Annotated in this window: 19 protein-coding genes; 10 read left to right on the top strand and 9 right to left on the bottom strand. The window is 71.9% G+C overall.

Annotation, left to right across the window (positions count from 1 at the left end; translation table 11 throughout):
• Window positions 1-177: 177 nt before the first annotated feature.
• The 3 genes from ACZ7MG_RS26210 (at window position 178) to ACZ7MG_RS26200 (ending at window position 4871) form a co-directional block, all read left to right on the top strand.
• On the top strand, window positions 178-993 hold the full coding sequence (locus tag ACZ7MG_RS26210) for an SAM-dependent methyltransferase (protein ID WP_471380979.1): 816 nt from the start codon (window positions 178-180) through the stop codon (window positions 991-993).
• An 84-nt stretch (window positions 994-1077) separates the two neighbouring features.
• The gene (locus ACZ7MG_RS26205) at window positions 1078-2379 is read left to right on the top strand and encodes a hypothetical protein (RefSeq protein WP_471380978.1); all 1302 of its coding nucleotides are present in this window, start codon (window positions 1078-1080) and stop codon (window positions 2377-2379) included.
• Window positions 2380-2591: 212 nt separating this feature from the next.
• The gene (locus ACZ7MG_RS26200) at window positions 2592-4871 is read left to right on the top strand and encodes a M4 family metallopeptidase (RefSeq protein ID WP_471380977.1); all 2280 of its coding nucleotides are present in this window, start codon (window positions 2592-2594) and stop codon (window positions 4869-4871) included.
• Window positions 4872-4874: 3 nt separating this feature from the next.
• On the opposite strand, the gene ACZ7MG_RS26195 is transcribed toward ACZ7MG_RS26200, so the two are convergent.
• Window positions 4875-7172: an MMPL family transporter gene (locus ACZ7MG_RS26195; RefSeq protein WP_471380975.1), complete on the bottom strand. Its 2298-nt coding sequence runs from the start codon at window positions 7170-7172 to the stop codon at window positions 4875-4877.
• 146 nt (window positions 7173-7318) lie between these two features.
• Here ACZ7MG_RS26195 and ACZ7MG_RS26190 point away from each other — a divergent pair, with 146 nt between their 5' ends.
• Window positions 7319-7684: a cupin domain-containing protein gene (locus tag ACZ7MG_RS26190; RefSeq protein WP_152173310.1), complete on the top strand. Its 366-nt coding sequence runs from the start codon at window positions 7319-7321 to the stop codon at window positions 7682-7684.
• A gap of 73 nt (window positions 7685-7757) precedes the next feature.
• Here the strand turns inward: ACZ7MG_RS26190 and ACZ7MG_RS26185 are convergent, their stop codons facing one another.
• Window positions 7758-8789: a hypothetical protein gene (locus tag ACZ7MG_RS26185; RefSeq protein ID WP_471380973.1), complete on the bottom strand. Its 1032-nt coding sequence runs from the start codon at window positions 8787-8789 to the stop codon at window positions 7758-7760.
• A 300-nt stretch (window positions 8790-9089) separates the two neighbouring features.
• Here ACZ7MG_RS26185 and ACZ7MG_RS26180 point away from each other — a divergent pair, with 300 nt between their 5' ends.
• The gene (locus ACZ7MG_RS26180) at window positions 9090-9554 is read left to right on the top strand and encodes an SRPBCC family protein (protein WP_471380972.1); all 465 of its coding nucleotides are present in this window, start codon (window positions 9090-9092) and stop codon (window positions 9552-9554) included.
• A gap of 40 nt (window positions 9555-9594) precedes the next feature.
• On the opposite strand, the gene ACZ7MG_RS26175 is transcribed toward ACZ7MG_RS26180, so the two are convergent.
• The 5 genes from ACZ7MG_RS26175 to ACZ7MG_RS26155 form a co-directional block, all read right to left on the bottom strand.
• On the bottom strand, window positions 9595-11175 hold the full coding sequence (locus ACZ7MG_RS26175) for a hypothetical protein (RefSeq protein ID WP_471380971.1): 1581 nt from the start codon (window positions 11173-11175) through the stop codon (window positions 9595-9597).
• 116 nt (window positions 11176-11291) lie between these two features.
• Window positions 11292-12254 carry a hypothetical protein gene (locus ACZ7MG_RS26170; protein WP_471380970.1) on the bottom strand — a complete coding sequence of 321 codons (963 nt, stop codon included), beginning with the start codon at window positions 12252-12254 and terminating at the stop codon, window positions 11292-11294.
• A 124-nt stretch (window positions 12255-12378) separates the two neighbouring features.
• Window positions 12379-13098 (bottom strand): response regulator, encoded by a 720-nt coding sequence (locus ACZ7MG_RS26165; protein ID WP_471381723.1) that lies wholly within the window; start codon window positions 13096-13098, stop codon window positions 12379-12381.
• Window positions 13099-13118: 20 nt separating this feature from the next.
• Entirely contained in the window at window positions 13119-14282 is a 1164-nt protein-coding gene (locus ACZ7MG_RS26160; RefSeq protein WP_471380969.1) for a sensor histidine kinase, read from the bottom strand.
• A 109-nt stretch (window positions 14283-14391) separates the two neighbouring features.
• The gene (locus ACZ7MG_RS26155; RefSeq protein WP_471381720.1) at window positions 14392-16476 is read right to left on the bottom strand and encodes a DUF1996 domain-containing protein; all 2085 of its coding nucleotides are present in this window, start codon (window positions 16474-16476) and stop codon (window positions 14392-14394) included.
• Window positions 16477-16805: 329 nt separating this feature from the next.
• On the opposite strand from ACZ7MG_RS26155, the gene ACZ7MG_RS26150 reads away from it, so the two are divergent.
• The 3 genes from ACZ7MG_RS26150 to ACZ7MG_RS26140 all read left to right on the top strand — a co-directional run bounded on the left by ACZ7MG_RS26150 (window position 16806) and on the right by ACZ7MG_RS26140 (window position 21396).
• Window positions 16806-19583 carry a SpoIIE family protein phosphatase gene (locus tag ACZ7MG_RS26150; RefSeq protein WP_471380967.1) on the top strand — a complete coding sequence of 926 codons (2778 nt, stop codon included), beginning with the start codon at window positions 16806-16808 and terminating at the stop codon, window positions 19581-19583.
• Window positions 19584-19607: 24 nt separating this feature from the next.
• On the top strand, window positions 19608-20495 hold the full coding sequence (locus ACZ7MG_RS26145; protein WP_471380965.1) for a Gfo/Idh/MocA family protein: 888 nt from the start codon (window positions 19608-19610) through the stop codon (window positions 20493-20495).
• Between the two features lie 106 nt (window positions 20496-20601).
• A complete protein-coding gene (locus tag ACZ7MG_RS26140) occupies window positions 20602-21396 on the top strand; it encodes a hypothetical protein (protein ID WP_471380964.1) in 795 nt (264 codons plus the stop codon).
• On the opposite strand, the gene ACZ7MG_RS26135 is transcribed toward ACZ7MG_RS26140, so the two are convergent.
• Window positions 21377-22159, bottom strand: a complete 783-nt coding sequence (locus tag ACZ7MG_RS26135) for an alpha/beta fold hydrolase (RefSeq protein WP_471380962.1) — start codon at window positions 22157-22159, stop codon at window positions 21377-21379. The two genes, ACZ7MG_RS26140 and ACZ7MG_RS26135, sit on opposite strands and share 20 nt — an antisense overlap.
• Before the next feature lie 125 nt (window positions 22160-22284).
• On the opposite strand from ACZ7MG_RS26135, the gene ACZ7MG_RS26130 reads away from it, so the two are divergent.
• Together ACZ7MG_RS26130 and ACZ7MG_RS26125 are read left to right on the top strand one after the other, a co-directional pair.
• Window positions 22285-23250, top strand: a complete 966-nt coding sequence (locus tag ACZ7MG_RS26130; protein ID WP_471380960.1) for a DUF1152 domain-containing protein — start codon at window positions 22285-22287, stop codon at window positions 23248-23250.
• A 29-nt stretch (window positions 23251-23279) separates the two neighbouring features.
• The gene (locus ACZ7MG_RS26125) at window positions 23280-24263 is read left to right on the top strand and encodes an aldo/keto reductase (RefSeq protein ID WP_471380959.1); all 984 of its coding nucleotides are present in this window, start codon (window positions 23280-23282) and stop codon (window positions 24261-24263) included.
• 54 nt (window positions 24264-24317) lie between these two features.
• Here the strand turns inward: ACZ7MG_RS26125 and ACZ7MG_RS26120 are convergent, their stop codons facing one another.
• A complete protein-coding gene (locus ACZ7MG_RS26120) occupies window positions 24318-24770 on the bottom strand; it encodes a hypothetical protein (protein WP_471380958.1) in 453 nt (150 codons plus the stop codon).
• Window positions 24771-24792: the final 22 nt, after the last annotated feature.

The following is a 24792-nucleotide window of genomic DNA, read 5'->3' as shown; positions in this document are numbered from 1 at the left end:
GTCACCGTGCGTCCAGCCTCACCACCAAGGACGCCCGCGCGAGCCGAGAAGTTCCCCGCCGCCTGTGAAACCGCTGCTCGGGCCACCGGAAAATGTGAACTGGCGTACGGAGCACGGGCGTCGGGACGTAAGTTGTGTCCGGAACTCCTCGCTTCGGCTGAAAGACGGACGGTAGACATGACCGACCACGCGACCACGCCCGGACCGGCGGCGCAACAGAAGATCGACACCTCGGTGCCGCACTCGGCCCGTATCTGGAACTACTGGCTGGGCGGGAAGGACAACTACCCCGTCGACGAGCAGGCCGGCGACGCGTACACCGCCGTCTTCCCCGGCATCGTGACCATCGCCCGCAGCAGCCGCGCGTTCCTGCGCCGCAACATCACCTACCTGGTCGCCGAGGCAGGCATACGGCAGTTCCTGGATGTGGGCACGGGTCTGCCGACCGCCGACAACACCCATGAGGTGGCCCAGCGGATCGCGCCCGAGACCCGGATCGTCTACGTCGACAACGACCCGATGGTGCTGGCCCACGCCCGCGCCCTGCTGTACTCGACGCCGGAGGGGGCGACCTCCTACGTCGACTCCGACGTGCTCGACCCGGACCGTATCCTCGCGGCCGCCGCCGAGACGCTGGATCTCACCCGGCCCACCGCGCTGATCCTCAGCAACATCCTGGGGCATGTCGCCGACACCGCCCAGGCACGCTCCATCGTCGACAGCCTGCTGGGGGCGCTGCCGTCCGGGAGCTACCTCTCCATCAACGACGGTTCCCGCGGCATCGACCCGGTCTTCGAGCGGGCCCAGGACGGGTACAACGAGAGCGGCGCCGTGCCGTACAACCTGCGCACGGTCGACGAGATCACCTCCTTCTTCGACGGTCTGGAACTCCTGGACCCCGGTGTCGTCTCGGTCCCCCTCTGGCGCCCGGACCCCGCCGACCCCGCCCCGAAGGTCATCGCCGAACACGGGGGCCTCGCCCGCAAGCCGTGACATGAGGTGACGGGACACGCCCCGACCGGCCGCCGGGAGAAATCGGCTGGTGCCGACGGGGCGTCTCCGGCAGGCTTCCCCACGATGAGCGACGACACCTCCGACCGCACCTCCGACGGGACCTCCTTCGGCACCTCCGACGGCACCTCCGGCGGCACCTCCGGCGACCCTGTGTACGCCTCCCCGCGCACCCTCGAAGGCCTGCTGCAACGCGGCCGTGGTCTGGGCGCGTTGCGGGTGCACGACGAGCCGGAGGTGTCGGCCGCGCAGGTGTACGAGGTCGTGCGGCAGGACTGGCGCTGGGACACCGTGGTGGACGACCGCGATCTGTATCTGGCGCGCCTGGTACGGGAGTCGGGGCTGCCCCTCGGCCCGGTGCTCACCCTCCTCGACGGCGATGCCGACGCCGTCGAGCGGGCCACCCGGATCCTGGAACTGCTGGCCCTGTCGGGGTCGGCCGAGGCACGCGAGACGCTGCGGGCCTACGTCCGCGAGGGCGAGCACTGGACGGATGTGCTGGAGTCGGTGGCGGAGGCCTGGCCCGTCGAGTGGTGGGACGACCTGGCCGGCGTCGCACGGGCCCGGCTGGGCGACGACCGGCCCCGGTTGTGGCGCTCGGAGCCCTGGGTGCGCTGGCGCCTGGGGGCCGAAACCCATACATCCGGGCAACCACACCGGCCGCACCGGCCGCACCCGATCGACCTGAGTCCGAGCAGCCGCCTGCTGCTGGACGTCCTCGCCGACAGCGGCTCGGAACTCCACGAGAGAATCGAGGCGCTGCGCCTCCTTGCCAGGCGTCCGCCGGACCCGTCACTCGTCCCGCTGGTGCCGGACCTTGCGGAGGTGAACGGTGAACTGCCCCTGCCAGGACTGGAGTTCGCGGTGCTGCGGCTCGGTCCGCTCGCCGTGCCCGCCGCCCGGGGCTGGGCGGTGGACGGGCGCTCACGGCTGTCCCGGATCGGCGTCGACCTGCTGGCGGAACACGGCACGGTCCAGGATCTGCCCCTCCTGCTGGCGGAGTTGGAAGCGCAGGAAGCGGCACGCCAGTGGTGCGGCCCCTCCACCCTGGCCGACGGGATCGCCCGCTTCGGCGCGGCCGGCGCGGAGGCGGCGCCGGTGCTGCGCCGGCTGTGGGTGCGCACCCCGCACTCCTACGAACGGCCGGACTACCTACGGGCGTTGACGGCCGTCGCGCCGTCCGGGCTCGACTTCGCGTTCACCGAGTCGCTGTGGGACTGCGAATCGGACGCCCGACTGCTGGGGATCGCGCACGCGCCCGAGCACCCGCGGGTACGGGAGCAGCTCGCCCGGCTCCGGGACGATCCGATGGAGGAGGCCGAAGTCCGGACGGCCGCCGGCGAGCGCCTGGTCACCGGTGGTCGGTGATCGGTGGTCGGTGATCGAACAGTTTCCGGCCAAAGACTTGTTGTGCCCCTGACATAGTCGGCTCACGTCTGTCACTCTGTGCGCACTCCGTCTCACGACGGCGCACGCGCACCCGCATCGCAGCACTCCCTGCCCCACCCGGTGCCTCGACCCGTGCACCGGGTCCTTCGTACGGCCGTTCGTCCAACGTCGGCCGCAGCAAAGGAGTTCGCGTGAGATCCACCCCCCACAGACGTACCTCGGCCACGGCCGCCCTCGTCGTCGCGGCGGCCATGCTCGCCGTCGCCGTCCCGGGCGCCCCCGCGATCGCACGCGGTGACGGCGGCGAAGGCACCGCCCGTCCCGTGTCCGCGAAGCCCGACCGCGGCGCACTGCCCGCGAAGCTGTCTCCCACCCAGCGCGAGACCCTCATACGGTCGGCCGAGAAGGCCACCGACAAGACCGCAGACCGCCTCGACCTGGGCAGCCAGGAGGAGTTGCGGGTCCGCGATGTCATCAAGGACGCCGACGGCACCGTGCACACGCGCTACGAGCGCACCTTCGCGGGGCTGCCCGTCCTCGGCGGCGACCTCGTCGTGCACGCCGCCAAGTCCGGCGCGGTCGAGAGCGTCACCCGGGCCTACAAGCCCACGCTGAAGGTGTCCGACCTCAGCCCCGAGGTCACCCAGGCCACGGCCGAGAAGCAGGCGCTCGCGGCGGCGAAGGAGGAGGGGTCCACGAAGACCGCTCCGGACAGCAGCCGCAAGGTCGTCTGGGCCGCGAAGGGCACGCCGACCCTCGCCTACGAGACCGTGGTGAGCGGCTTCCAGCACGACGACACCCCGAGCGAGCTGCATGTCATCACCGACGCGCAGACCGGGAAGAAGCTGTTCGAGTACGAGGCCGTGCACACCGGCACGGGCAACACCCGCTACAGCGGCACGGTCACGCTCGGCACCAGCCAGTCGGGCTCGTCGTACACGCTGACCGACGCGGACCGGGGCAACCACCGTACGTACAACCTGAACCGCGGCTCGTCCGGGACGGGCACGCTGTTCAGCGGGACCGACGACGTCTGGGGTGACGGGACCGCCGCCAACCTGGAGACGGCGGGCGCGGACGCCCACTACGGCGCGGCGCTGACCTGGGACTACTACAAGAACGTGCACGGCAGGAACGGCCTGCGCAACGACGGTGTCGCGCCGTACAGCCGGGTCCACTACGGCAACAACTACGTCAACGCGTTCTGGCAGGACTCCTGCTTCTGCATGACGTACGGCGACGGGTCGGGCAACGCCAACCCGCTCACCTCGATCGACGTGGCCGCGCACGAGATGACGCACGGTCTGACGTCGGTCACCGCCAACCTCACCTACAGCGGTGAGTCGGGCGGCCTGAACGAGGCGACCTCCGACATCTTCGCCGCCGCCGTCGAGTTCGCCGCGGGCAACGCGAGCGACGTCGGGGACTACCTCGTCGGCGAGAAGATCGACATCAACGGCGACGGCACCCCGCTGCGTTACATGGACCGCCCGAGCAAGGACGGCTCCTCGCGCGACTACTGGTCGTCCACCCTCGGCAACATCGACGTCCACTACTCCTCGGGCCCGGCCAACCACTGGTACTACCTGGCCTCCGAGGGCAGCGGCACGAAGGTCGTCAACGGCGTCTCCTACGACTCGCCGACCTACGACGGGCTGCCGGTGACACCGATCGGCCGGGACGCGGCCGAGAAGATCTGGTTCCGGGCGCTCACCACGTACATGACGTCCAGCACCAACTACGCGGGCGCCCGCACCGCCACCCTCCAGGCCGCCGCCGACCTGTACGGGCTCGGCTCGGTGACGTACAACAACACCGCCAACGCCTGGGCCGGCATCAACGTCGGCGCCCGGATCCTCGACGGGGTCACGGTCGTCCCGCCGGCCGCCCAGTACTCCCTGGTCGGTCAGGCCGTCACGCTGGACGTCCAGGCCTCCTCGACCAACGCCGGCGCCCTGTCGTACGCGGCCACCGGCCTGCCGGACGGGCTGTCGATCGACGCCGCCACGGGCCGTGTCTCGGGCACCCCGACCACGGCCGGGAACTGGACGCCGACGGTCACCGTGACGGACGCGACCGGCGAGACCGGTACGGCGAGCTTCGCCTGGCGGGTGGACGAGGAGGGGAACCAGTCGGTGTTCGAGAACACCGCCGACTACCAGATCCCCGACAACGGCACCGTCGAGTCCCCGATCAACGTCAACCGGGCCGGAGCGGCGTCCGGCGCGCTCACCGTGGATGTGAACATCGTCCACACCTGGCGCGGTGACCTGGTCGTCGACCTGGTGGCTCCGGACGGTACGGCGTACCGGCTGAAGAACTCCTCGTCGTCCGACTCGGCCGACAACGTGGTCGCGACGTACACGGTGGACGCCTCCTCCGAGACCGCCGCGGGCACCTGGAAGCTGCGGGTCCAGGACGTGGCCAGCCTCGACACCGGTTACGTCAACAGCTGGAAGCTGACGTTCTGACGGTCATGGACCACTGAGCGGCCGGTCCCGCGGGGGCGGGACCGGCCGCTCTGCCGTGCTCCCCTCGGCGTCGATGTGCGGCATGATCCGGTCCAGCCAGCGCGGGACCCACCAGGCGTGGCTGCCGAGGAGGGTCAGCACGGCGGGCACCATGAGCAGCCGGACGACCGTCGCATCGATGAGGACGCTGACGGCGAGACCGAGGCCCAGCATCTTGACCACGATGTTGTCGCTGACGATGAACGCGGCGAAGACGCTGACCATGATCAGGGCGGCGCAGCTGATGACCCGGGCCGTGATCTCCAGCGCGTGCGCCACGGAGGCACGGGCGTCGCCGGTGCGCGACCAGGCCTCGTGGACCCGGGAGAGCAGGAAGATCTCGTAGTCCATGCTGAGGCCGAAGATGATGGCGAACATCATCATCGGGACGTAACTCTCGATGGGCACCTTGCCGTGGACGCCCAGCGCGGGTCCGCCCCAGCCCCACTGGAAGACGGCGACGACCACGCCGTACGAGGCGGCGATGGACAGGACGTTGAGGACGGCCGCCTTCACCGCGACCAGCAGGCCGCGGAAGACGGCGAGGATGATCAGGAAGGCGAGGCCGACGACCACGGCGATGATGATGGGCAGCCGGTCCGCCACGATGTCGCGGAAGTCGACCTGGGCGGCCGTGGTCCCGGTGACATAGCCCTTCGCCTCGGTGCCGGAGACCGAGGCGGGGAGGGTGTCGTCGACGAGGCGGTTCGTCAGGTCCGTGGTGTCGGCGTTCTGCGGGGACTCCTTGGAGTAGACCGTGCCGACGAGGACGTCCCCGTCCTGGGTGGGCGTCAGCGGAGTGACCGCGTACGCGCCCTCGACCGCGTCGAGGTTCTTCTGCGCGGTGCTCTGCAGGCTCTGCCGGTCCGAGGACGGCACCGAGGTCTGGTCGATGACGATCGTGAGCGGACCGTTGGAGCCCGGCCCGAAGGCGTCGGTCATCAGGTCGTAGGCGCGGCGGTCGGTGAACGACGTGGGGTCGGCGCCGTCGCCGATGTGGCCGAGCTGCATGGAGAAGAGGGGGATCGCGAGGATCGCGACGGTCGCGACGCCGGCCGACAGGAACCGCCACGGATGGTGTTCGACGCGTTGGGCGTAGCGGTGCCAGGTGCCGGTGATCTCCTCGCCCGCGTCGGCGCCGGTCTCGGCGACGGGCTTGCGGACGTGGTAGCGGTCGATGCGTCTGCCGATCAGGCCGAGCAGGGCCGGGACCAGGGTGAGGGCGCCGATGATCGCGGAGACCACGGTCACGGCGGCGGCCAGTCCGAGTTTGCCGATGAAGCTGACGCCGGACGCGTACAGCCCGGCGAGGGCCACGATCACCGTGCAGCCGGAGACGAGGACGGCATGGCCGCTGGTGGAGGCGGCGCGGCCGGCCGCCCGGACCGGGTCGTCGCCGTCCATCAGGTTCTGCCGGTGACGGGTGGTCAGGAACAGGGCGTAGTCGATGCCGACGCCGATACCGATCATCGTGGCCAGGGTCGGGGAGACGGTGGCGAAGACGAACGCGGAGGCCAGCAGCCCGAGGCAGGCCAGGCCCCCGACCACGCTCAACAGCGCGGTCACCAGGGGCAGTCCGGCCGCGATGACGCTGCCGAAACCGATGAGGAGGACGACGATCGCCACCGCGAACCCGATGAGTTCGCTCACCCGGTCGTCGGGCGCGGGCCGGGCCAGCTCGCCGAGCGGTCCGCCGTACTCGACCTCGGCGCCCGCCGACCGCAGCGGCTGCACGGAGTCGTCCACGCCGTGGAGATAGCCGTCACCGAGGGTGGAGGGCTGCTCGTCGAAGCGGATGGTGATGTACGCCGTCTTCTGGTCGGAGGAGAGCGGGCCGACGTTCGGCTGCTGCGACTGCCCCGACGACTGCGACGACTGGCCGGAGGGCGTGGAGAGCGGGTTCTGCACCGACAGCACATGCGGCAGTTTCTGCAGGTCGTCGACCGTGTCGGACATCGGGGAGCCGAGCGAGGTGAGCGCCTTGTCCTTGTCGTGGACGACGATCTGGCTGCTGTAGCCGGCGACCGCCGGGTCGTGCGCCTGCAGGACGTCCAGGCCCTTGGTGGACTGCACGCCGGGGAGGTCGAAGTCGTCCGAGTAGTCGCCGCCGTAGGCGTGGTTGAGCACTTGCAGGCCCGCGAGGGCGAGCAGCCAGGCGACGATGACGATCACGAAGTGCCGGGCGCACCACTCGCCGAGCCTTCGCAGCCGCCCCGCCTCGGCCTTTCCCCCGCCCTTCCCACCGGTACGACCTGAGCGCATCGTCTCTCCCACGGGAGCGATCTCCCGGACCCCATTACACGACGCTCCCCGGGGCCCGGCACGTCCACCGGGAGCGATCCCCCGGTTGGCGGCCCCGGCTTGACAGGCGGACGATGGGGAGGTGGGACGGAACGGAAGGAGCCGTCATGCTGGAGATCAAGACGGTCGAGAAGCCGGACGAACGGCGTGATTTCCCACGGGGTCACCTCGAAGCCGTTCACCTGACCGGGCTCGACTTCGCCGTGGCCACGTTCGAACCGGGCTGGCGCTGGTCGGAGTCCGTCGGCCCCATCGCGGGCACGGAGAGCTGCCAGGTCCACCACAACGGCTATGTGGTCCAGGGGCGTATGCACATCCGTATGGACGACGGTGGTGAGGGCGAGGTCGGACCGGGCGACGCCTTCGTGTGCCCGCCGGGACACGACGCGTGGGTGGTGGGCGACGAGCAGGTCCTGCTGTACGACTTCGCCGGACAGATGGCGACGGACTACGCCAAGGCGAAGGACGACTGACGGGAACGGCCCTGTTCGGGTGTGAGAGGGGCCGGAGGCGGCGGCGCACACGCGCCCCGCCTCCGCTGCGGGGCTAGATTCCGTCGGACTCCCGCAGGTTGTCGAGCGTCGCGTTGGTGTCGGTCTTCAACCACTCCACGACGTCGTCGACGTCCGGCATGCTCACGTCGTCGTAGGTGGAGCCGTAGGCGCTCCACCGCATCTCGTACGTCATCCAGCCGTCGCGCACCGCGAGGGTGGCCGACCGGCTGCCGCTGTTGTCGTCGCCGGACGTGGTGTCCTCGGTGACGAGATACGCCTCGTCGCCGAAGCCGGACACCTTGTCCACCTCGTAGTCGTCGTAGCGCTGGTCGTACTCGGACCACAGGGCGGTGAACTCGGGCCCGGGGTCGGTCTTCTTGTGCAGGTCCATCTGAACCGAGAAGTACGCGTCGGAGAGCGAGGAGGTCGAGGACTCCTTGAGGGAGATGCTGCAGTAGCCCTGGTCGAGGGCCTCGTGCTCCAGGGAGTTGTTCACCGGGGCGGTGTCCTCCTCCGGGTACTCGTTCTTGAACGACGAGTAGTCCACCGAGGAGCAGAGGTCGGACTTGGCCTGGTAGCCGCGCAGATCCGCCTCGCTGTCGTCCTTGCCGATCAGGAAGACACCGCCCGCCCAGGCCGCCGAGGCCACCACCGCGCCGAGCAGCGCCCACAGCACGGCGCGACCGCCGGCGCCCGTCGCGGGCGGGGTGCCGTAGGGCGGGTATCCGCCCGGGGGATAGCCGCCGGCGGGCTGGCCGTACGGATGGGCCGGGGCCGGTACCGGAGCGGCCGGGGGGCCGTAGCCGGGCGGTGACTGGGGATTCGGGTAGGGGTAGGCGGTCGGGCCCGGCTGGGCGGGCGTCTGCGCCTGCGCCTGCGCCTGCGCCTGCGCCGGGAGGGGTATCTCCGCCTGGGTCGGTGTGGGCGTCTGCGGCTGGGACTGCGCGGCGGGTGCCGCGGGCAGGGCAGGCTGGGGCGAGGCCGCCTGCGGGCCGGGCTGGGCCGGGGGCGGCCAGGCGGGGGACGCGGACGGCTGGTCCTGCGGCTGTGGTTGCGCCGGCGCACCCTCGGGGCGTTCGGTCATCGGGTTCTCCTCGGATCGTGGTGGACGAGGTGCGGCGGCGGGGGCGGAACCCGCCCGGCGGGGCCGCCGGACGGGGCGGCCGGATGTGGTGTGCGAACGCGTAGAGGAGAAATACCCGCGGCCCGATCCCTTCCATGCGGCCCCGGGGATCCCGGCCGCACCTGAAGATCCCAGCCTGTCAGAGCGTCTCCCGCGCGGTCGTCCGTAGATCTACGCACCCCGCCTACGCAACCTGGGGTGCCGGCCGGGGCGGTGGCCGTCCTGGGGCGGGTGTCGGTGCCCGGTGCTTTCATGGGAGTCATGACCAGCAGAAGTGTCGTAGTCGAGCGGCGGGTCGCCGCTTCTCAGGGCCGGGTGTGGGAGGCCCTCACGGACCTCGGCGGAATGGACCGGATGCTCAGCGGTGTCACGCGGGTCGAGGTCCTGACGGACGGGGGCTTCGGGGTGGGCACCCGATGGCGGGAGACCCGCCGGATGTTCGGCAAGGACGCCACCGAGGAGATGTGGGTGACCGTCAGCGAGCCGCCCGAGCGCTATGTGGTGGAGGCCGAGTCGCACGGCTCCCGCTATGTCTCCCAGTGGCAGCTGCGGGCCGACGGACCGGAGTCGACCACGATCCTGATGACGTTCTCGGCGGAGTCGACCGGTGCCGTCGCGGGCCTCCTCGCCAAGCTCATGGGCCCCGTCGGCGCCCGCGCCGTCCGCAAGGCCGTCGCCAAGGACCTCGACGACGTCGCCGGGTGGGTGGAGGGCCGCAGGGGCTGACCGCCCCCGCGACCCCGCGGTCACCGTGACCGGGTGGGCGTCAGGAGTTCACCCCGAGGCCCGAGGTCACATAGGCGCACTCCGTGTAGATGTAGCCCGACTCCAGCTTGGCCGTGTCGGAGGCGGCGCTCGACGCGCTGCCGCCCTTCGGCTTGTGCAGGAAGTACGTGGTGCCCACCGGCAGACTGATCGTGCGCTGCGGGTAGTTGTCGTTGCCGTTGCACGGCTTGAAACTGGGGTTCAGCGTGCTGCTCCAGTCGTAGCTGGTGCAGCTGCCGCAGCCCTTCAGGGTGAAGGAGCCGGTCACCGGGCCGGTGTACATGACCTGGATCTCGTCGGGGCTGTCGTTCTTGACCGTGACGGAGATGCTGCCGCCGGAGCGGGTGGTGGGCAGCTTCTTGCCCGCGGCCGGGACCTCCTGCGCGATCTCGGCGGCGATCGCTATCTTCTTCGCGCGCGGCGCGTTCTTGTGCTTCTTGTTGGCGTCGACGAAGTCGTTCATCGACGTCACCGCCTCGGCGAAGTCACCGTCGTTGTACTGGTCCACACCGCAGGTGTAGACGCCCGCGGACGCGGACTTCTCGGCCTTCCCGGCGTCGGCGGCGAGGGCGTCGGCCACGCCCGCCTTGTCCCCGGGCAGCGCCTTGACCTGGGAGCCGAGCGTCTCCAGCTGGTCCACGGCGGTGCACGGGTCGTCGCCACCCACGGCCTTGACGGCCTTGTCGACGGCCGCCTTGACGTCGGGTTCGACCTTGGCCGCCTGGTCCGAGTCGGGGAACGTGGTGAGCAGGTCGCTGAACTGGTCCTGCCAGCCCGCTGTGTTGCCCGCCAGGCTGTCGGAGGCGCACTCGTACAGCGAGGTGGCGAGCCGGTCGTCGGGCCAGCCGGCCAGCGAGCCGAGGTCCTGCTTGCTCACGGTCTGCGGGACCGTGCGCAGGTATTCGAGGGGTGCGACCGCGTCGCAGTACTTCTGCTCCTCGAAGGGGGCGCCGACCGTCGAGTAGAAGGTCTTCAGCCGGTCCGGGACCTGCTCGGCGGCCCGGGAGTCGGGGTGGTCGGTGCTGAGGTCGTCGTAGGCGGTCAGGGCCCTGCGGTACTCGGACTGCGTGGTGGAGAACCCCTCGCCGGACGCCTGCTTCACCAGGTCGTCGGCCTTGTCCAGCCGCTCCAGGAGCATCTCCTCGACGGCTTCCTTCCGCGCGCTCTCGTACAGCAGACCGCTCGCGACCGGTACGCCGAGGAGGAGGACGCCGAGCGCGATGGCGAGCGGGGACTTCGCGGGCCACACCACGCGGTTGCGCAGGCCCAGGAAGGCGCCGTGGGCCGCGGCGAGGAGGAGGAACAGACCGTAGACGGTGAGGGTCGCGCCCGAGACGCCGTCGGGGTCGGCCGGCAGCACCGTGAAGAGCAGCAGGCCGGTGGCGGCCCAGCACACCAGGGTGAGGAGCGGGCGGCGCATCAGGGCGTAGCCGAGACCGAGACCGCTGAGGTTCAGCAGGCCCACCCCTACGGCCCGCCAGCCGTCGGCCGGACCGGGCGGCGGGCCCGGCGGCATCGGAGGCACGACGTAGCTGTGGCTCCAGCCGTCCTGGTCTCTTATCCCGTACTGATCCCCGGACATCTCGGATCCCCCCGTCAACTCCACCCGCATGCTTACGAATTGTCAGTGTACGGCCGAAACTCGATGCCGCGACAGGTGATTCTCGGGCGCGGGCGGAGATCGATTTCCTATCGTGATCACCGTCCGGTTCGCTCGGCGAGCGGGGTCTTCTCCGCCGGCGGTCCGGGAGCCGGGGTGCGGCGGGCGGGGGACGCCTGGGCCAGGACATGGACGGCCACCGCGCCCACGGTGAGGACACCGGCCGCCAGCACGATCCACCAGGGCGCGGTCGCGTCGTACGGGGCGCGGCCGGCGTAGGCGGTCGCGGTGACCGCTCCGAAGGCGGCGGCGTAGCCGAGGGAGGCCAGGGCCAGCATCGTGGCCGCCCGGCGGGACGGGAGACGGCCCGCGTCGGCCAGGATCGCGAGGACGCCGAGCAGTTGGATGCCGTGCAGTCCGGCGGCGTGGGCGAGCTTGGCACTGCCCGCCGCGCCGAACAGCACCTCGTCCGGCACCCGCCCGGTGTCGTCGAACGCGGCCTCCCCGAGGGCGGCCATGTCGGTGCCGATGTACCCGGCCACCAGGACGGCCGCCAGCCCGACGAGCGCGGCGACGCGCGCGGCCCCGCTGCCGTCGAACCGGATCAGCGCGGCGACGAACAGCCAGACCAGGCCGAGGATCAGCGGCAGGATCAGGGTGCCGATCACGGACCAGATCGCGGAGTCGGTGTCCGTGGCCTGGTTGAAGTGGGACGCGACGCCGCGCCAGCGCTGGGCGGTGATGAGCCCGACCTCCAGGACGCTCACGAGGACGATCAGGGCCGCCGGGAACCGTACCCACCAGCGCGCGGGCATCTGCTTCACGATCCAGACCACGGACCACACCAGCAGCCCGAAGGACACCCCGAACGCCACCGGCTTGCGCCAGGACACCGGTCCCCACCAGGGCTCCTGGTCGATCACCGCCACCAGTCCGTGCGCCGCGCCGGAGACCACCAGCGCCGTCCCGCACCACCACAGCAGCCGCTGGAAGCGGCCCTCCGGTCGTACGGCACGCCACACGTCCGACGCCGGCACGGCCCCCGCACCGATCGCGCTCATCTCCTGCTCCCCCTCCCGCCGAGTGGCTCGACCGTAGGACGGCGGAGCGAGCCGGGCGTCCCCCTGCGGGGGTGCGGGAACGTACCCCTGTGGGGGTACGGGGCCCGAGACCAGGGCCGCGCGGTCAGCCGAAGCCGGGGGCCGGGCGGTCGTCCCGTCGTTCCATCAGGCCGGAGCGGTACGCCAGGACCACGGCCTGGGCCCGGTCGCGGGCGTCGATCTTGTGCAGGATGCGCTTGACGTGGGTCTTGGCGGTGGACTCGGCGATTCCGAGCAGGTCGGCGAGTTCCGCGTTGGACAGCCCCTCGGCGATCAGGCGCAGCACCTGCGCCTCCCGTGCGGTGAGCCCGCGCAGCCGGGCACGGTCCCCCGCGTCCGGATCGGTGCGGCCCGTGCGGCCGTCGAGGACGAAGCGCTCGACGAGGGCACGGGTGACCGACGGGTCCAGCAGGGTGTCCCCGGCGGCGACCGTCCGCACCGCGTCGATGAGCCGCTCGGGCGCGGCCCGCTTGAGCAGGAAGCCGCTGGCTCCGGCCCGCAACGCCCGCCACACGTACGCGTCGTCGGGGAACGTCGTCAGGACGAGGACACGGGCGGCCAGGCCCGCCGCGACGATCCGGGCGGTGGCCTCGATGCCGTCGACGCCCGGCATCCGTACGTCCATCAGCACGACATCCGGGGTCAGCGCGTGGCACAGGTCCACGGCCCGCACCCCGTCGGCGGCCTCCCCGACGACCTCCAGGTCCGGGGCGGTTCCGAGCGTCACCGCGACGCCGGTGCGCAGCAGGGCGTCGTCGTCGGCGAGCAGGACCCGGACGGGCGGGGCGGCGGGAGGGCCGCTCATGGCGGCGGGGCGGGTGGCGGTCACGGCAGCGGCAGTTCGACGGTGAGGGTGAAGCCGACGCCGTCGGCCGCCGGGCCGTGGGCCACCGTGCCGCCCAGCGCGGCGGCCCGTTCGCCGATGCCCCGCAGCCCGCGCCCCGGCCGGTAGGCGGGAGGCGGCCCCTCGCCGCAATCCACGACCCGGACGAGCACCGCGTCGCCCCAGCGCTGTCTGCGGACCGTCACCTCGGCGGAGCGGGCGTGGCCGTGACGCAGGGCGTTCGTCAGCGCCTCCTGGACGATGCGGTGGACGGACAGCCGCAGCGGACCCGGCAGGACGAGCGTCTCCGGCTCGATCCGCAGCCGTACGTCCATGCCCGCGTCCGCCATGGGGCGCACGAGCCGGTCCAGATGGCCGGGGTCCAGGTCGTCGGGGTCCGGGTCCCCCGGGTCCGGGGAGGCGGAGCGCCCGCCCGTCACCGTGGGGGCGCCGTCGTCGTCGGCGCGCAGGACACCGAGGAGGCGGTCGAGTTCGCCGAGGGCGTCCCGGCCGGTGCGTTCGACGCTCATCAGCAGGTCGCGGGTGCGGTCCGGGTCGGTGTCGAGCACCATGCGGCCGGCGCCGGCCTGGACCAGCATGGCGTTGACCGAGTGGCCGACGACATCGTGCAACTCCCGAGCGATGCGCACCCGTTCGGCGACGACCGTCTCGCGGCGCAGCAGTCGCCGCAGTTCCGCCGTCTCTCGGCGGTGCCGGGCCGTGGCACAGCCCGCCGCCCAGACCAGGAGCCACACGAGGACGACCGCGGCCTGCGTCACCCACGAGTCGTCCTTCGGCGCGAAGTGGGCGAACACGCCGAACGGGACGAGGAGCGCGCCGAGCACGGCCCGGCGCGGACTCGCGTACAGGCCCAGCGAGTGGACGCCGATGAGGTTCGCGACCGGTGTCAACTCGCCGGGGCCCACCCCCGACGCCTCGGCGACGAGCGCGGCCGTACCCACCACGTACCCGGTCAGGGGAGCGCTGCGCCGCACCGCCAGACCTCCGGCGATCACCACGCCGAGGGCCGTCGCCCAGGGCAGGGAACCGGTGGGTTCCTCACCCGGGCCCAGCCGTACGGCCAGCATGGCCACGAGCAGCACGCCGGCCGCCGCCATGTCGCCCGGCGGCGGCCACCGCAGCCGCCGGGCCCCGCCCTCCGCCATGCTCCGCCCCGACCGCTCGGCTGATACAGGATCAATTCCCGCTCAAACTAACAAGGTTGGCGGAGTGGGGGGAACGGCGTCCGGCGGGCTTGTGACGATGCGTGCCCGGTCAGTAGCCTCCGCGCCTGACCCGGCGGAGCAGCACGACACCGGCGAGCACGGCCACGCCGCCGATCATCGCCGGCCACAGCTGCGAACCGGTCTCGGCGAGGCTGCCCGTCGCCGACTGCGACCCCTGCGAGCCGTTCTGCCCGGCGGGCGACGGGAAGTTGGCGGCGGGAGGCGTCGTCTGCGCCGGGGCGGCCACGTCGTCGCCGTCGTTCCCGGCGTCGTCCGCGCCTTGGTCGCCGCCCTCGTCCCCGGCGGCGTTCCCGCGCTGGGTCGACTTCGCCGAGCCGAGGACCTGGGGCTCCTTGTCGCCGCCCTGGTCCGCCTGGTCATCCCCGGTGTCGGGGGCCTGAGCGGTCTCGCTGGGCTCGACGGTGTCGTCGTCCTGGTCCTGGCCCTGGCCGTCGCCCTGGTCCTGACCGTCGTCCTGGCCCTGGTCGTTGCCCGGCTGCTCCTGGCCCTGGTCGTCGCCCGGCTGGTCGTCACCGGGCTGGTCCTGGCCCGGGTCCTGGCCGTCGCCCTGACCGGTGTCGCCGCCCTGGTCGCCACCGTTGCCCGGGCCACCGTTGCCCTGGCCGCCGTTGCCCTCGTCGCCGCCATTGCCCTGGTCGCCGCCGTCACCCTCGTCGCCGCCCACGTCCGCCGCGTCGCACTCGCGGCCGTCGTTGATGCAGTCCACCATCGTCCGCATCAGGTCCTCTTCGAAGACGTTGATGAAGTCGCCGTGGTCGGTTACGGGCTTGTGGAGTTGCTCGGGGAAGGAGTCCACGGCGAACAGCGGCGTCGTACGGCCGCCGTCCTGGAGGCTCGGGGCGTCGACGTCGTAGACGATGCGCTGGACCAGCTGCGGGATGGCCTTGAAGCCGTTGGCGCAGCTGCCGTCCGCCGCGGCGAACGCCACGTGGGTGCGGTGGTTGGCGCTGTCGATGTTGCGGCCGTCCCAGCAGCTCTGGAACTCGAAGGTGCGCACGACGTCGCTGCCGGGCGGGCAGAGCGGGTACTTGTCCTTCAGCTGCCGGTCCTCGAACCCGGTGCAGCTCCAGGACGCGTTGGCGTTGGCCGGGCCGTTGACGAAGGCCTTGGCGTCGCCGGTGATGATGCGCAGCAGCCGCGGCATCTCCGTGACGTCGCCGCGCGGGCTGCCCTCGAAGCTCATCGTGACCGCCTTGGGGGTCACGATCTCACCGGCGTTGCCCTCGATGCCGCCACCGGGAGCGTTGGCGTCCTGCTCGGCGGTGCCGTTCTGGAGGCGGATCACGGGCCAGAAGTACGAGGACTTGTCGCCCTGGTTCTCACAGCTGGTGTCGGCGGCGGCGAGGTCCTCGTCACTGGCGAAGGCGCTGTTGCCCTGGTTGCCGACGTAGTCGTGGAAGTGGTGGGCGCCGTTGGAGACGCCGGGGGCGACGATGACGTTGTCCGAGTTGAACAGGCCGCCTGCGTTCACGCCGCAGGCGGTGGTGAAGGAGCCGGTGGAGCCGTTCTGTTGTCCACCGCGGTTACCGGCGTTCGGCTGGAGGGACTTGATGTCGGCGTAGTCCGCGGCCACCGGCCCGTTGCCGGCCTGACCGCCGTTGCCCGGCTGCCCCTGCTGATCGCCCTGACCGTTTTGGTCGCCCTGGTCGCCCTGGCCCTGACCGTCCCCGCCGTTCTGGTCACCGCCGCCCTGGTCCCCGGCATTCTCCTCTCCACCGTTCTCGCCGTTCTGGTTCTCGGCGGGCCGCAGTTCACAGGCCGCGAGGGAGTCGAGGCCGTCGGGGCGGTCGCCGACGCGATCGACGGCGATCGCGATCCGCTCGATCGTCGCGGCCCGCTTCTCCTTCAGCGGGTTCATGATCGCGTTGTCGGCGAACCCGCTGTCCTGCCGCTGGGCCTGCTGGGAGTTCTGCAGCCGCTGGTAGGCCTCGGCTATCTGCTGGTCCAGGGCGGCGAGTTCCTTGTCGACCCCCGGCCGGGCCTCCTCGGGCACCTCCGTCAGTTCGGCCCCGACATCCGGGCAGTCGATCGTGCCGGCAGCCGAGTTGACCTGTTCGACGGTGTCGTCCGCCGGCCCCTCCTCGGTGGCCGACGCGTAGACGTTGACGGCCACGAGCCCGCCCCCGCCCAAGATCAGCGCGATCGCGGCAGAGGTCGCGCGCCGTGCTCCAGATGGGCGTCTGCGCCTGGTGGTGCGTCCCACGGACAGCTCCTACACGTCTCGGTCGGAATCCGGGCAGGGAAAACCCCAGCCAAATACGGAGCCGGACCGCGATCTGTTCAAACGACTCGTGAATTCATGGGAATCTCATAGGAAGCGGCACGTCACAGGTGGTCACAGCGCTGCCGGGCGGCTCACGGATCGTGCGGTCGACGGCATCGGCCGTGACAGTGCGTGATCCCCTCTCGCCTCCGGGCGCGGGGCAGTGTAGACATGGGCACATGGTCCGTCTCCTGGGTCGATCTCGCTCTCAATCGACCCGCCGTCCCCAGAGCCGGCCTGCGCAGGGCCGGGACGACCGCGCCCGGCGGGCGGTGCACGGATCCGACGGCGGCGCAAGCCGGGAGCCGGGGCACGGCTGGGGTCCGCTCGCGGGGCTGCGGTCGGCGCTGAGCGGACGCAGTGTCGCCGGGCAGGTCTTCCTGCTGCAGGTGGTGATCGTGCTGGTCCTGGTCGTGTCGGCCGTGGTGGCGCTGGTCCTGCAGGTACGGCACGACAGCACCAAGGAAGCGCACAACCGTTCGCTCGCCGTGGCGGAGACCTTCGCCAACGCGCCGGGCACCCGGGAGGCGCTGGACGCCGAGGATCCGACGGCGATCCTCCAGCCGAGGGCCGAGGCCGCCCGGATCCAGTCCAAGGTCGACTTCATCGTCGTGATGAACACCGACGGGATCCGCTACACCCATCCGAAGACGGACCGCATCGGCAAGAAGTTCGTCGGCAGCCTCGAACCCGCGCTGAAGGGCGAGTCCTTCACCGAGGACATCGACGGCACCCTCGGCCCCCTCGTCCAGGCCGTGGTGCCGGTCAAGGACCCCGACGGCAAGGTGGTGGGCCTGGTCTCAGCCGGGATCACCACCGAGAACGTGGGCGGCGTCGCGGAGCAGCAGCTGCCCCTGGTGCTGGCCGCCGCCGCGGCGGCCCTCCTCCTCGCCACGGCGGGCACGGCGCTCGTCAGCAAGCGGCTGCTGCGCCAGACCCACGGCCTCGGCCCGTCCGAGATGACCCGCATGTACGAGCACCACGACGCGGTGCTGCACGCCGTACGCGAGGGCGTGATCATCGTCGGCGGCGGGGGCCGGCTGCTCCTCGCCAACGACGAGGCGCACCGGCTGCTCGACCTGCCCCCGGACGCCGAGGGACAGGACGTGCTCGCCCTGGGCCTCGAACCGCACATGGCCGATCTGCTGGCCTCGGGGCGCGTCGCCAACGACGAGGTGCATCTCGTGGGCGACCGGTTGATCGCCGTCAACCAGCGTGCCACCGATCTGCAGGGCGAGCCCTCCGGCAGTGTCGCCACGCTCCGCGACTCCACCGAGCTGCGCGCCCTGTCCGGCCGCGCTGAGGCCGCCCGGGAGCGGCTGCGGCTGCTGTACGACGCCGGAGTGGGCGTGGGCACCGGCCTGGACGTCACGCGTACCGCCGAGGAGCTGGCGGAGGTGGCCGTCCCCCGGTTCGCGGACTTCGTCACCGTGGACCTGGCGCCGGCCGCGCTCAGCGGCGACGAGCCCGAGACGGCCACGACGCTGCGGCGCACGGCGGTGTGCGGGATCCGCAAGGACGCCCCGCTGTACAAGGTGGGCGAGCGGATCGACCTGGTCGCCTCCTCGCCGCAGGCCCGCAGCATCGACAGCCACAGCTCGACCCTGGTGGCCGACCTCAGCCGGGCCACCGGCTGGCAGGCCCAGGACGTGGAGCGGTCCGCGCAGGTCGTCGAGTACGGCATCCACTCGCTGATCACCGTGCCGTTGCGGGTGGGCCAGCTGGTGATGGGGGTCGCCAACTTCTGGCGCTCGGAGAAGCCGGAGCCGTTCGACCAGGAGGAGCTGGCCCTCGCCGAGGAGCTGGTGGCCCGTGCGGCGGTCTCCATCGACAACGCGCGCCGCTACACCCGCGAGCACACGATGGCCGAGACCCTGCAGCGCAGCCTGCTGCCGCGCAACCTGCCCGAGCAGAGCGCCCTGGACGTCGCCTACCGCTATCTGCCCGCGCAGGCCGGGGTGGGCGGGGACTGGTTCGACGTCCTGCCGCTGTCCGGGACCCGGGTCGCGGTCGTCGTGGGCGATGTCGTGGGCCACGGGCTGCACGCGGCGGCCACGATGGGGCGGCTGCGCACGGCGGTCCACAACTTCACCGCGCTGGATCTGCCGCCGGACGAGATCCTCGGGCTGCTGGACGAGATGGTCAGCCGGATCGACCAGGACGAGGCCGTGCTCGACGGCACCGCGCCGATCACCGGGGCGACCTGTCTGTACGCGATCTACGACCCGGTCTCACGGCGCTGCACCGTCGCCCGCGCCGGTCATCCGCCGCTCGCGGTGGCCCGGCCCGACGGCACGGTCGACTTCCCCGACGTACCGGCCGGTCCGCCGCTGGGCCTGGGCGGGCTGCCGTTCGAGACGGCGGAGCTGGAGCTCGCCGAGGGCAGTCGGCTGGTGCTGTACACCGATGGGCTGGTCGAGCACCGGGAGCGGGACATCGACGCCGGTCTCGAAGTGCTGCGTACCGCGCTGGCCGGGTCCGACCCCTCGCCGCAGGGCACCTGTGAGGCCGTACTGAACGCGCTGCCGCCGAGCCGGGCGAGCGACGACATCGCGCTGATCGTGGCCCGCACCCGTGCGCTGGACTCGGGCCGCGTCGTGGAGTGGGAGGTGCCCGACGACCCCGCGGCGGTCCGCCGGGCGCGCGCCGAGGCCACCCGGCAGCTGACCGCGTGGGGCCTGGAGGAGCTGGAGTTCACCACCGAGCTGATCCTCAGCGAGCTGGTGACCAACGCCATCCGGTACGGCGGCGGGCCCATCCGGGTGCGCCTGATCCACGACCGGCAGCTGATCTGCGAGGTCACCGACAGCAGTCACACCTCGCCCCATCTGCGGTACGCCGCCACGACCGACGAGGGCGGCCGCGGCCTGTACCTCATCGCCCAGCTCACCCAGCGCTGGGGCACCCGCTACTCGCCCACCGGCAAGACCATCTGGACCGAACAGGCGCTGCCCTGACGGTCGTGAAAGAGAGACCTACACATGCGTATCGGACTGCTCGGAACCGGACCGTGGGCCGAGATGGCCTACGCCCCCGCGCTGAGCGCGCACCAGGAGCTGGACCTCGTGGGGGTGTGGGGCAGGCGCCCGGAGGCGGCCAAGGAACTCGCCGACCGGCACGGCGGGCCGGCCGTCTACGAGGACGTGGACGCCCTGTTCGCCGATGTGGACGCGGTCGCCGTGGCGCTGCCGCCGTCCGTGCAGGCACCGCTGGCGGCGCGGGCCGCGCGGGCGGGCTGCCATCTGCTGCTGGACAAGCCTCTCGCGATGGACGTCGAGGAGGGACGGGCCGTCGTCGCGGCGGTCGAGGAGGCCCAGGTCGCCTCCGTCGTGTTCTTCACCTCCCGCTTCCAGACCGAGATCGACGCGTGGATCACCGAACAGGCCGCCCGCGGGGGCTGGTTCACCGGCCGCGCGGAGTGGTTCGGGTCGCTGTTCGACGAGGAGAGCGACAGCCCGTTCGCGGACTCGCCGTGGCGGCGGGAGAAGGGCGGGCTGTGGGACGTGGGCCCGCACGCCCTGTCCGTGCTGCTGCCGGTCCTCGGCGATGTGGAGAAGGTGGCCGCCGCCGTGCGCGGTCCGAAGGACACGGTCCATCTGGTCCTGCTGCACACCGGCGGGGCGTCCAGCACGCTCACCCTCAGCCTGACCGCTCCGCCCGCGGCGTCCGGCGCCACGGTCGAGCTGCGCGGCCGGGCCGGGACGACCGTGCTGCCCACGACCGACGAAGGTGCCGTACCGGCTCTCGTACGGGCGGGGGACGCGCTGGTGGCGGCGGTCCGTACCGGGCGTCCGCATCCGTGTGACGCCGCGTTCGCGCTGCGGGTGACGGAGCTACTGGTGGCCGCCGAGGGGCAGTTGACGGGCTGACGGGCCCAACTCGGCGCCCCGCGTTCGAGTTTGCGTTCGACCGATACCGGACATCGTCCGGTGGCGGGCACGGCTTCGCCTCGCGTGTGTCGGTGAGGAGGTGCCCGTGGGCGTGACGGACGGGGACGCCGCCGAGCCCCTGCGGCCCGGGGCGGCGGCCCGGAAGAAGGACCAGGACGCGCGGACGGTCATGCGGTTGCGCCTGGGGGTCGGGATCATCGGTGTCCTGCTCCCCCTCGCGCTGCCGATCGGCAACTGGATCGCGGCGCGGCTCGACGGCCGGACCGGTGAGGACGCCTGGCCCGGTTCGATGAGCGGCGCGTACCACACGAGCACCCGTGACATCTTCGTCGGCGCCCTGTGCGCGCTCGGGATCTTCCTGATCGTCTACCGGTTCGACCGGTTCAACGACGTCCTGGGCACCGTCGCCGGCACCTGCGCCCTGGGGGTCGCCCTCTTCCCCACCGCGCCGGGGTCCGGGGGCGACTCGGGGCAGCAGACGGTCTCCGTGTTCCACCAGGTCTTCGCCGTCGCCCTGTTGACGGCGATGGCGGCGTTCTGCCTCTCCATGTACCGGGCGCCCGGTATCGAGGACCGGCCGTACGCGCGGCGCCCCTATCTGGTGGCCGGGGTGCTGATCCTCGTCTTCATGGCGCTGGCCGCCGCCGCGGCGGCCACGAAGGTGGGCGACGACTGGCTGATCACGCCCCTGTACCTGTGCGAGTGGCTGTCCGTGTGGTCCTTCGGCTTCGCGTGGACGGGCGCGGCCCTGTCCCTGGCCGCGGACATCGGCCGCCTGTCCCGGACCCGGGCGGTCGTCGATGCCGTGGCCGGGTGGTTCCGCTCCCTCGGCGGCCTCGGCTCCTCGGTCGGCGGCGGGCTCAGACCCGGGAGCCGGTGAGGAAGCGGTCCAGGGTGGCGGTCAGCTCCGCCGGCTTCTCCACGGGGAGTTCGTGACCGGCGTCCAGGATGCGCACCTCGGCGTCCTGGCAGGCCTTGGCCATACGGAGCATCTGGGAGACGGGCAGCTGGATGTCGTGGTAACCGTGCACGAGGAGGACGGGGGTGCTGATCTCGCCGAGACGGTCGAGGACGTCGAAGGCGCGCATGGCCCCGTACAGGGTCATGACGACCTCGCGCGGGGTGGCCGCCGAGGCGCGGATGTACTCCCGGATCTCCTCGCGGGGGTAGCCCGGGGCGAAGGCCCGCTGGATGTTGGTGGCGACGAAGAGTTTGAACGGGACGCGGGTGGAGGCCGCCATCAGCAGGCCGCGGCCCCGGCTGTAGGTCATGCGGCCGATGGAGTTGACCAGCACCAGGCGCTCCACCCGCTCGGGGTGGGCGAGGGTGATGGTCTGGGAGATCATGCCGCCCATGGAGTGGCCGACCAGGACGAACCGCTGGATCTCCAGATGGTCGAGGAGGGCGAGCACGTCCCGCGCCAGCTCCTCGATCGTGCGCACCCCGGCGCCGCCGCTCTCGCCGTGCCCGCGCAGATCGAGCCGGATCACCCGGCGCTTCCCGGCGAAGTGCGCGACCTGGTGGTCCCAGCGGCGGCGGTTCGCGGTCCAGCCGTGGACGAACACCAGGGGCACGCCGTCGCCGTCGCGGGGGCCCTCGTCGTCGTACGTCAGCGCGGCGCCGTCGACTTCGAGCTGCGGCATGGGGCCTCCTGCGGTGCGGTCCGGTCCTGTCCGGAGCCATCCAGTTACTGACCGGTACGGTAACGGGTCGCCCGGCCCCCGTAAATCGTGCGCGCCTCACCCGGCGCCCTGTTAATTTCCCCCGGGTGTTCTCTCTCCAGCAGCCCCCGTTCTTCACACGCCTGCGTGACGCGCGGCGCGTGCTCATCGCCGGTGCCGGCGGCGGTTTCGACGTCTACGCCGGTCTGCCGCTGGCCCTCGCCCTGCGGTCGGCGGGCAAGGAGGTCCATCTCGCCAACCTCTCGTTCGCCGATCTGTACGGCCTGAGCCTGGACGTGTGGCTGGAGGCGGACGTCGCCGCCATCGGTCCCGAAACCACGTTCCGGGGCGACTACTTCCCCGAGCACACCCTCGCTCGGTGGCTGGATCTGCACGGGCTGCCCAGCACGGTGTACGCGCTGTCCCGGACGGGTGTGGCGCCCCTGCGGGCGGCCTATCGGGCGCTGATCGGGCATCTGGGCGGGGTGGACGCCGTCGTGCTGGTGGACGGCGGCACCGACATCCTGATGCGCGGGGACGAGCACGGGCTCGGCACACCGGAGGAGGACATGGCGAGCCTGGGTGCCGTCGCCGGTCTCGACGACATACCGGAACGGCTCGTGGCCTGCCTGGGCTTCGGCGTGGACGCCTACCACGGGGTCAACCACTCGCTGGTCCTGGAGAACCTGGCCGCGCTGGACCGCGACGGCGCCTATCTGGGCGCCTTCTCGCTGCCGCGCGACAGCCGTGAGGGCGCGCTCTACCTGGACGCGGTGGCCCACGCGCAGGCGTGCACGCCGACCCACCCGAGCATCGTCAACGGCTCCGTCGCGGCGGCCGTGCGCGGCGAGTTCGGCGACGTCCGGTTCACCGAACGGACCCGTGGCGGCGAGCTGTTCGTCAACCCGCTGATGGCGCTCTACTTCTGTGTGGACGCGGTGGGACTCGCGCGGCGCAACCTCTACCTCGACCAGCTGGAGAAAACCGAACTGACCCGGCAGATCAGCTCGGTCGTCGCGGAGTTCCGGGACGAGCTGCCCCGGCAGCGCCCACCGCGTGCCTACCCTCATTGACCACGGGGAACAGGTGACAGACTGACGCCATGGAAGAACGCGCATTCGGTAGGTTGGGTCAGCACGCGTCCGTGGTCGGTCTCGGCACTTGGCAGCTGGGCGCCGACTGGGGAGACGTCGACGACAGGGAAGCCCTCGCGGTGCTGGAGGCGGCGGCCGAGTCGGGGGTGACCTTCTTCGACACGGCGGACGTCTACGGCGACGGGCGCAGCGAGCAGACCATCGCCACGTTCCTGCGGAGCAGGCCCGATCTCCACGTGTTCATCGCGACGAAGATGGGCCGTCGCGTGGACCAGATCCCCGAGAACTACGTCCTCGACAATTTCCGGGCCTGGAACGACCGGTCCCGCCGCAACCTCGGTGTGGACCGCCTCGACCTGGTCCAGCTGCACTGCCCGCCCACGCCGGTCTACTCCTCGGACGAGGTGTTCGACGCCCTCGACACCCTGGTCGAGGAGGAGCGTATCGCCGCGTACGGCGTGAGCGTGGAGACCTGTGCCGAGGCGCTGACGGCGATCGCCCGGCCGAACGTGGCGAGCGTGCAGATCATCCTGAACCCGTTCCGGATGAAGCCGCTCCTGGACGTGCTCCCGGCGGCCGAGAAGGCGGGCGTCGCGATCATCGCGCGGGTGCCGCTGGCCTCGGGTCTGCTGTCGGGCAAGTACACGAAGGACACGGTGTTCGCGGAGAACGACCACCGCACCTACAACCGGCACGGCGAGTCCTTCGACCAGGGCGAGACGTTCTCCGGCGTCGACTACGGCACGGGCGTCGAGGCGGCCGTCGAGTTCGCGGCGCTCGCTCCCGAGGGCTTCACCCCGGCCCAGCTGGCGCTGCGCTGGATCATCCAGCTGCCGGGCGTCACGACGGTCATCCCGGGCGCCCGCACACCCGAGCAGGCCCGCGCCAACGCGGCCGCCGCCGCGCTGCCGGAGCTGTCCGGCGAGACGCTCACGGCGATCCGGGAGCTGTACGACCGCCGGATCAAGGAGCAGGTGGAAGGGCGCTGGTAGGACGCCGGCCGGGGGTCGTCCGGCGGCTTACCCCCGGACGACCCCCGTGGCGCGTCAGATCCGGCCGCCGGTGAGCCGGGTGAGCGGGCCGCCGTGGACCTGGCGGCCCGAGCGGCGGCCGACCGCGTAGGAGGCGGCGGTCAGGGCGGTCAGGCCGGCGCCCACACCGGCGGCGACGAGCTTGCGGTGGGCTATGACGGTCATGGCCGTCTTCGCGGTGGCGGCCACCTGCCCGGAGGCCTGGACGACCGCCTGCCGCCCCACATCGACGCCCTTGACCGCGCTGTGCACGGCGCTGCTGGTGGTGTCGGCGGCCCGCTTGGTCGCGTCGGCCGCGTGTCCGGCCCCGGACTTGGTGGACGACGCCGCGTCGTCCACCTTGATCGCGGCGGTCTTCGCGCCCTCGGTGGCCGGTGCCGTCGCCTTGCCGGCGGTCCGGCGGGCCTTGGCCGCGGCCGTCTCGGCGGACGCGGAGTTCTCGTTCGGGTCCTTGTTCGGTCGATTCATGCAGACCGCGTTGCCGTTCACC

The sequence above is a fragment of the Streptomyces sp. NPDC107538 genome (assembly GCF_055657445.1).
Note: the sequence above shows the minus strand (reverse complement) of the source record. Positions and strands in the feature narration are given on the sequence as shown.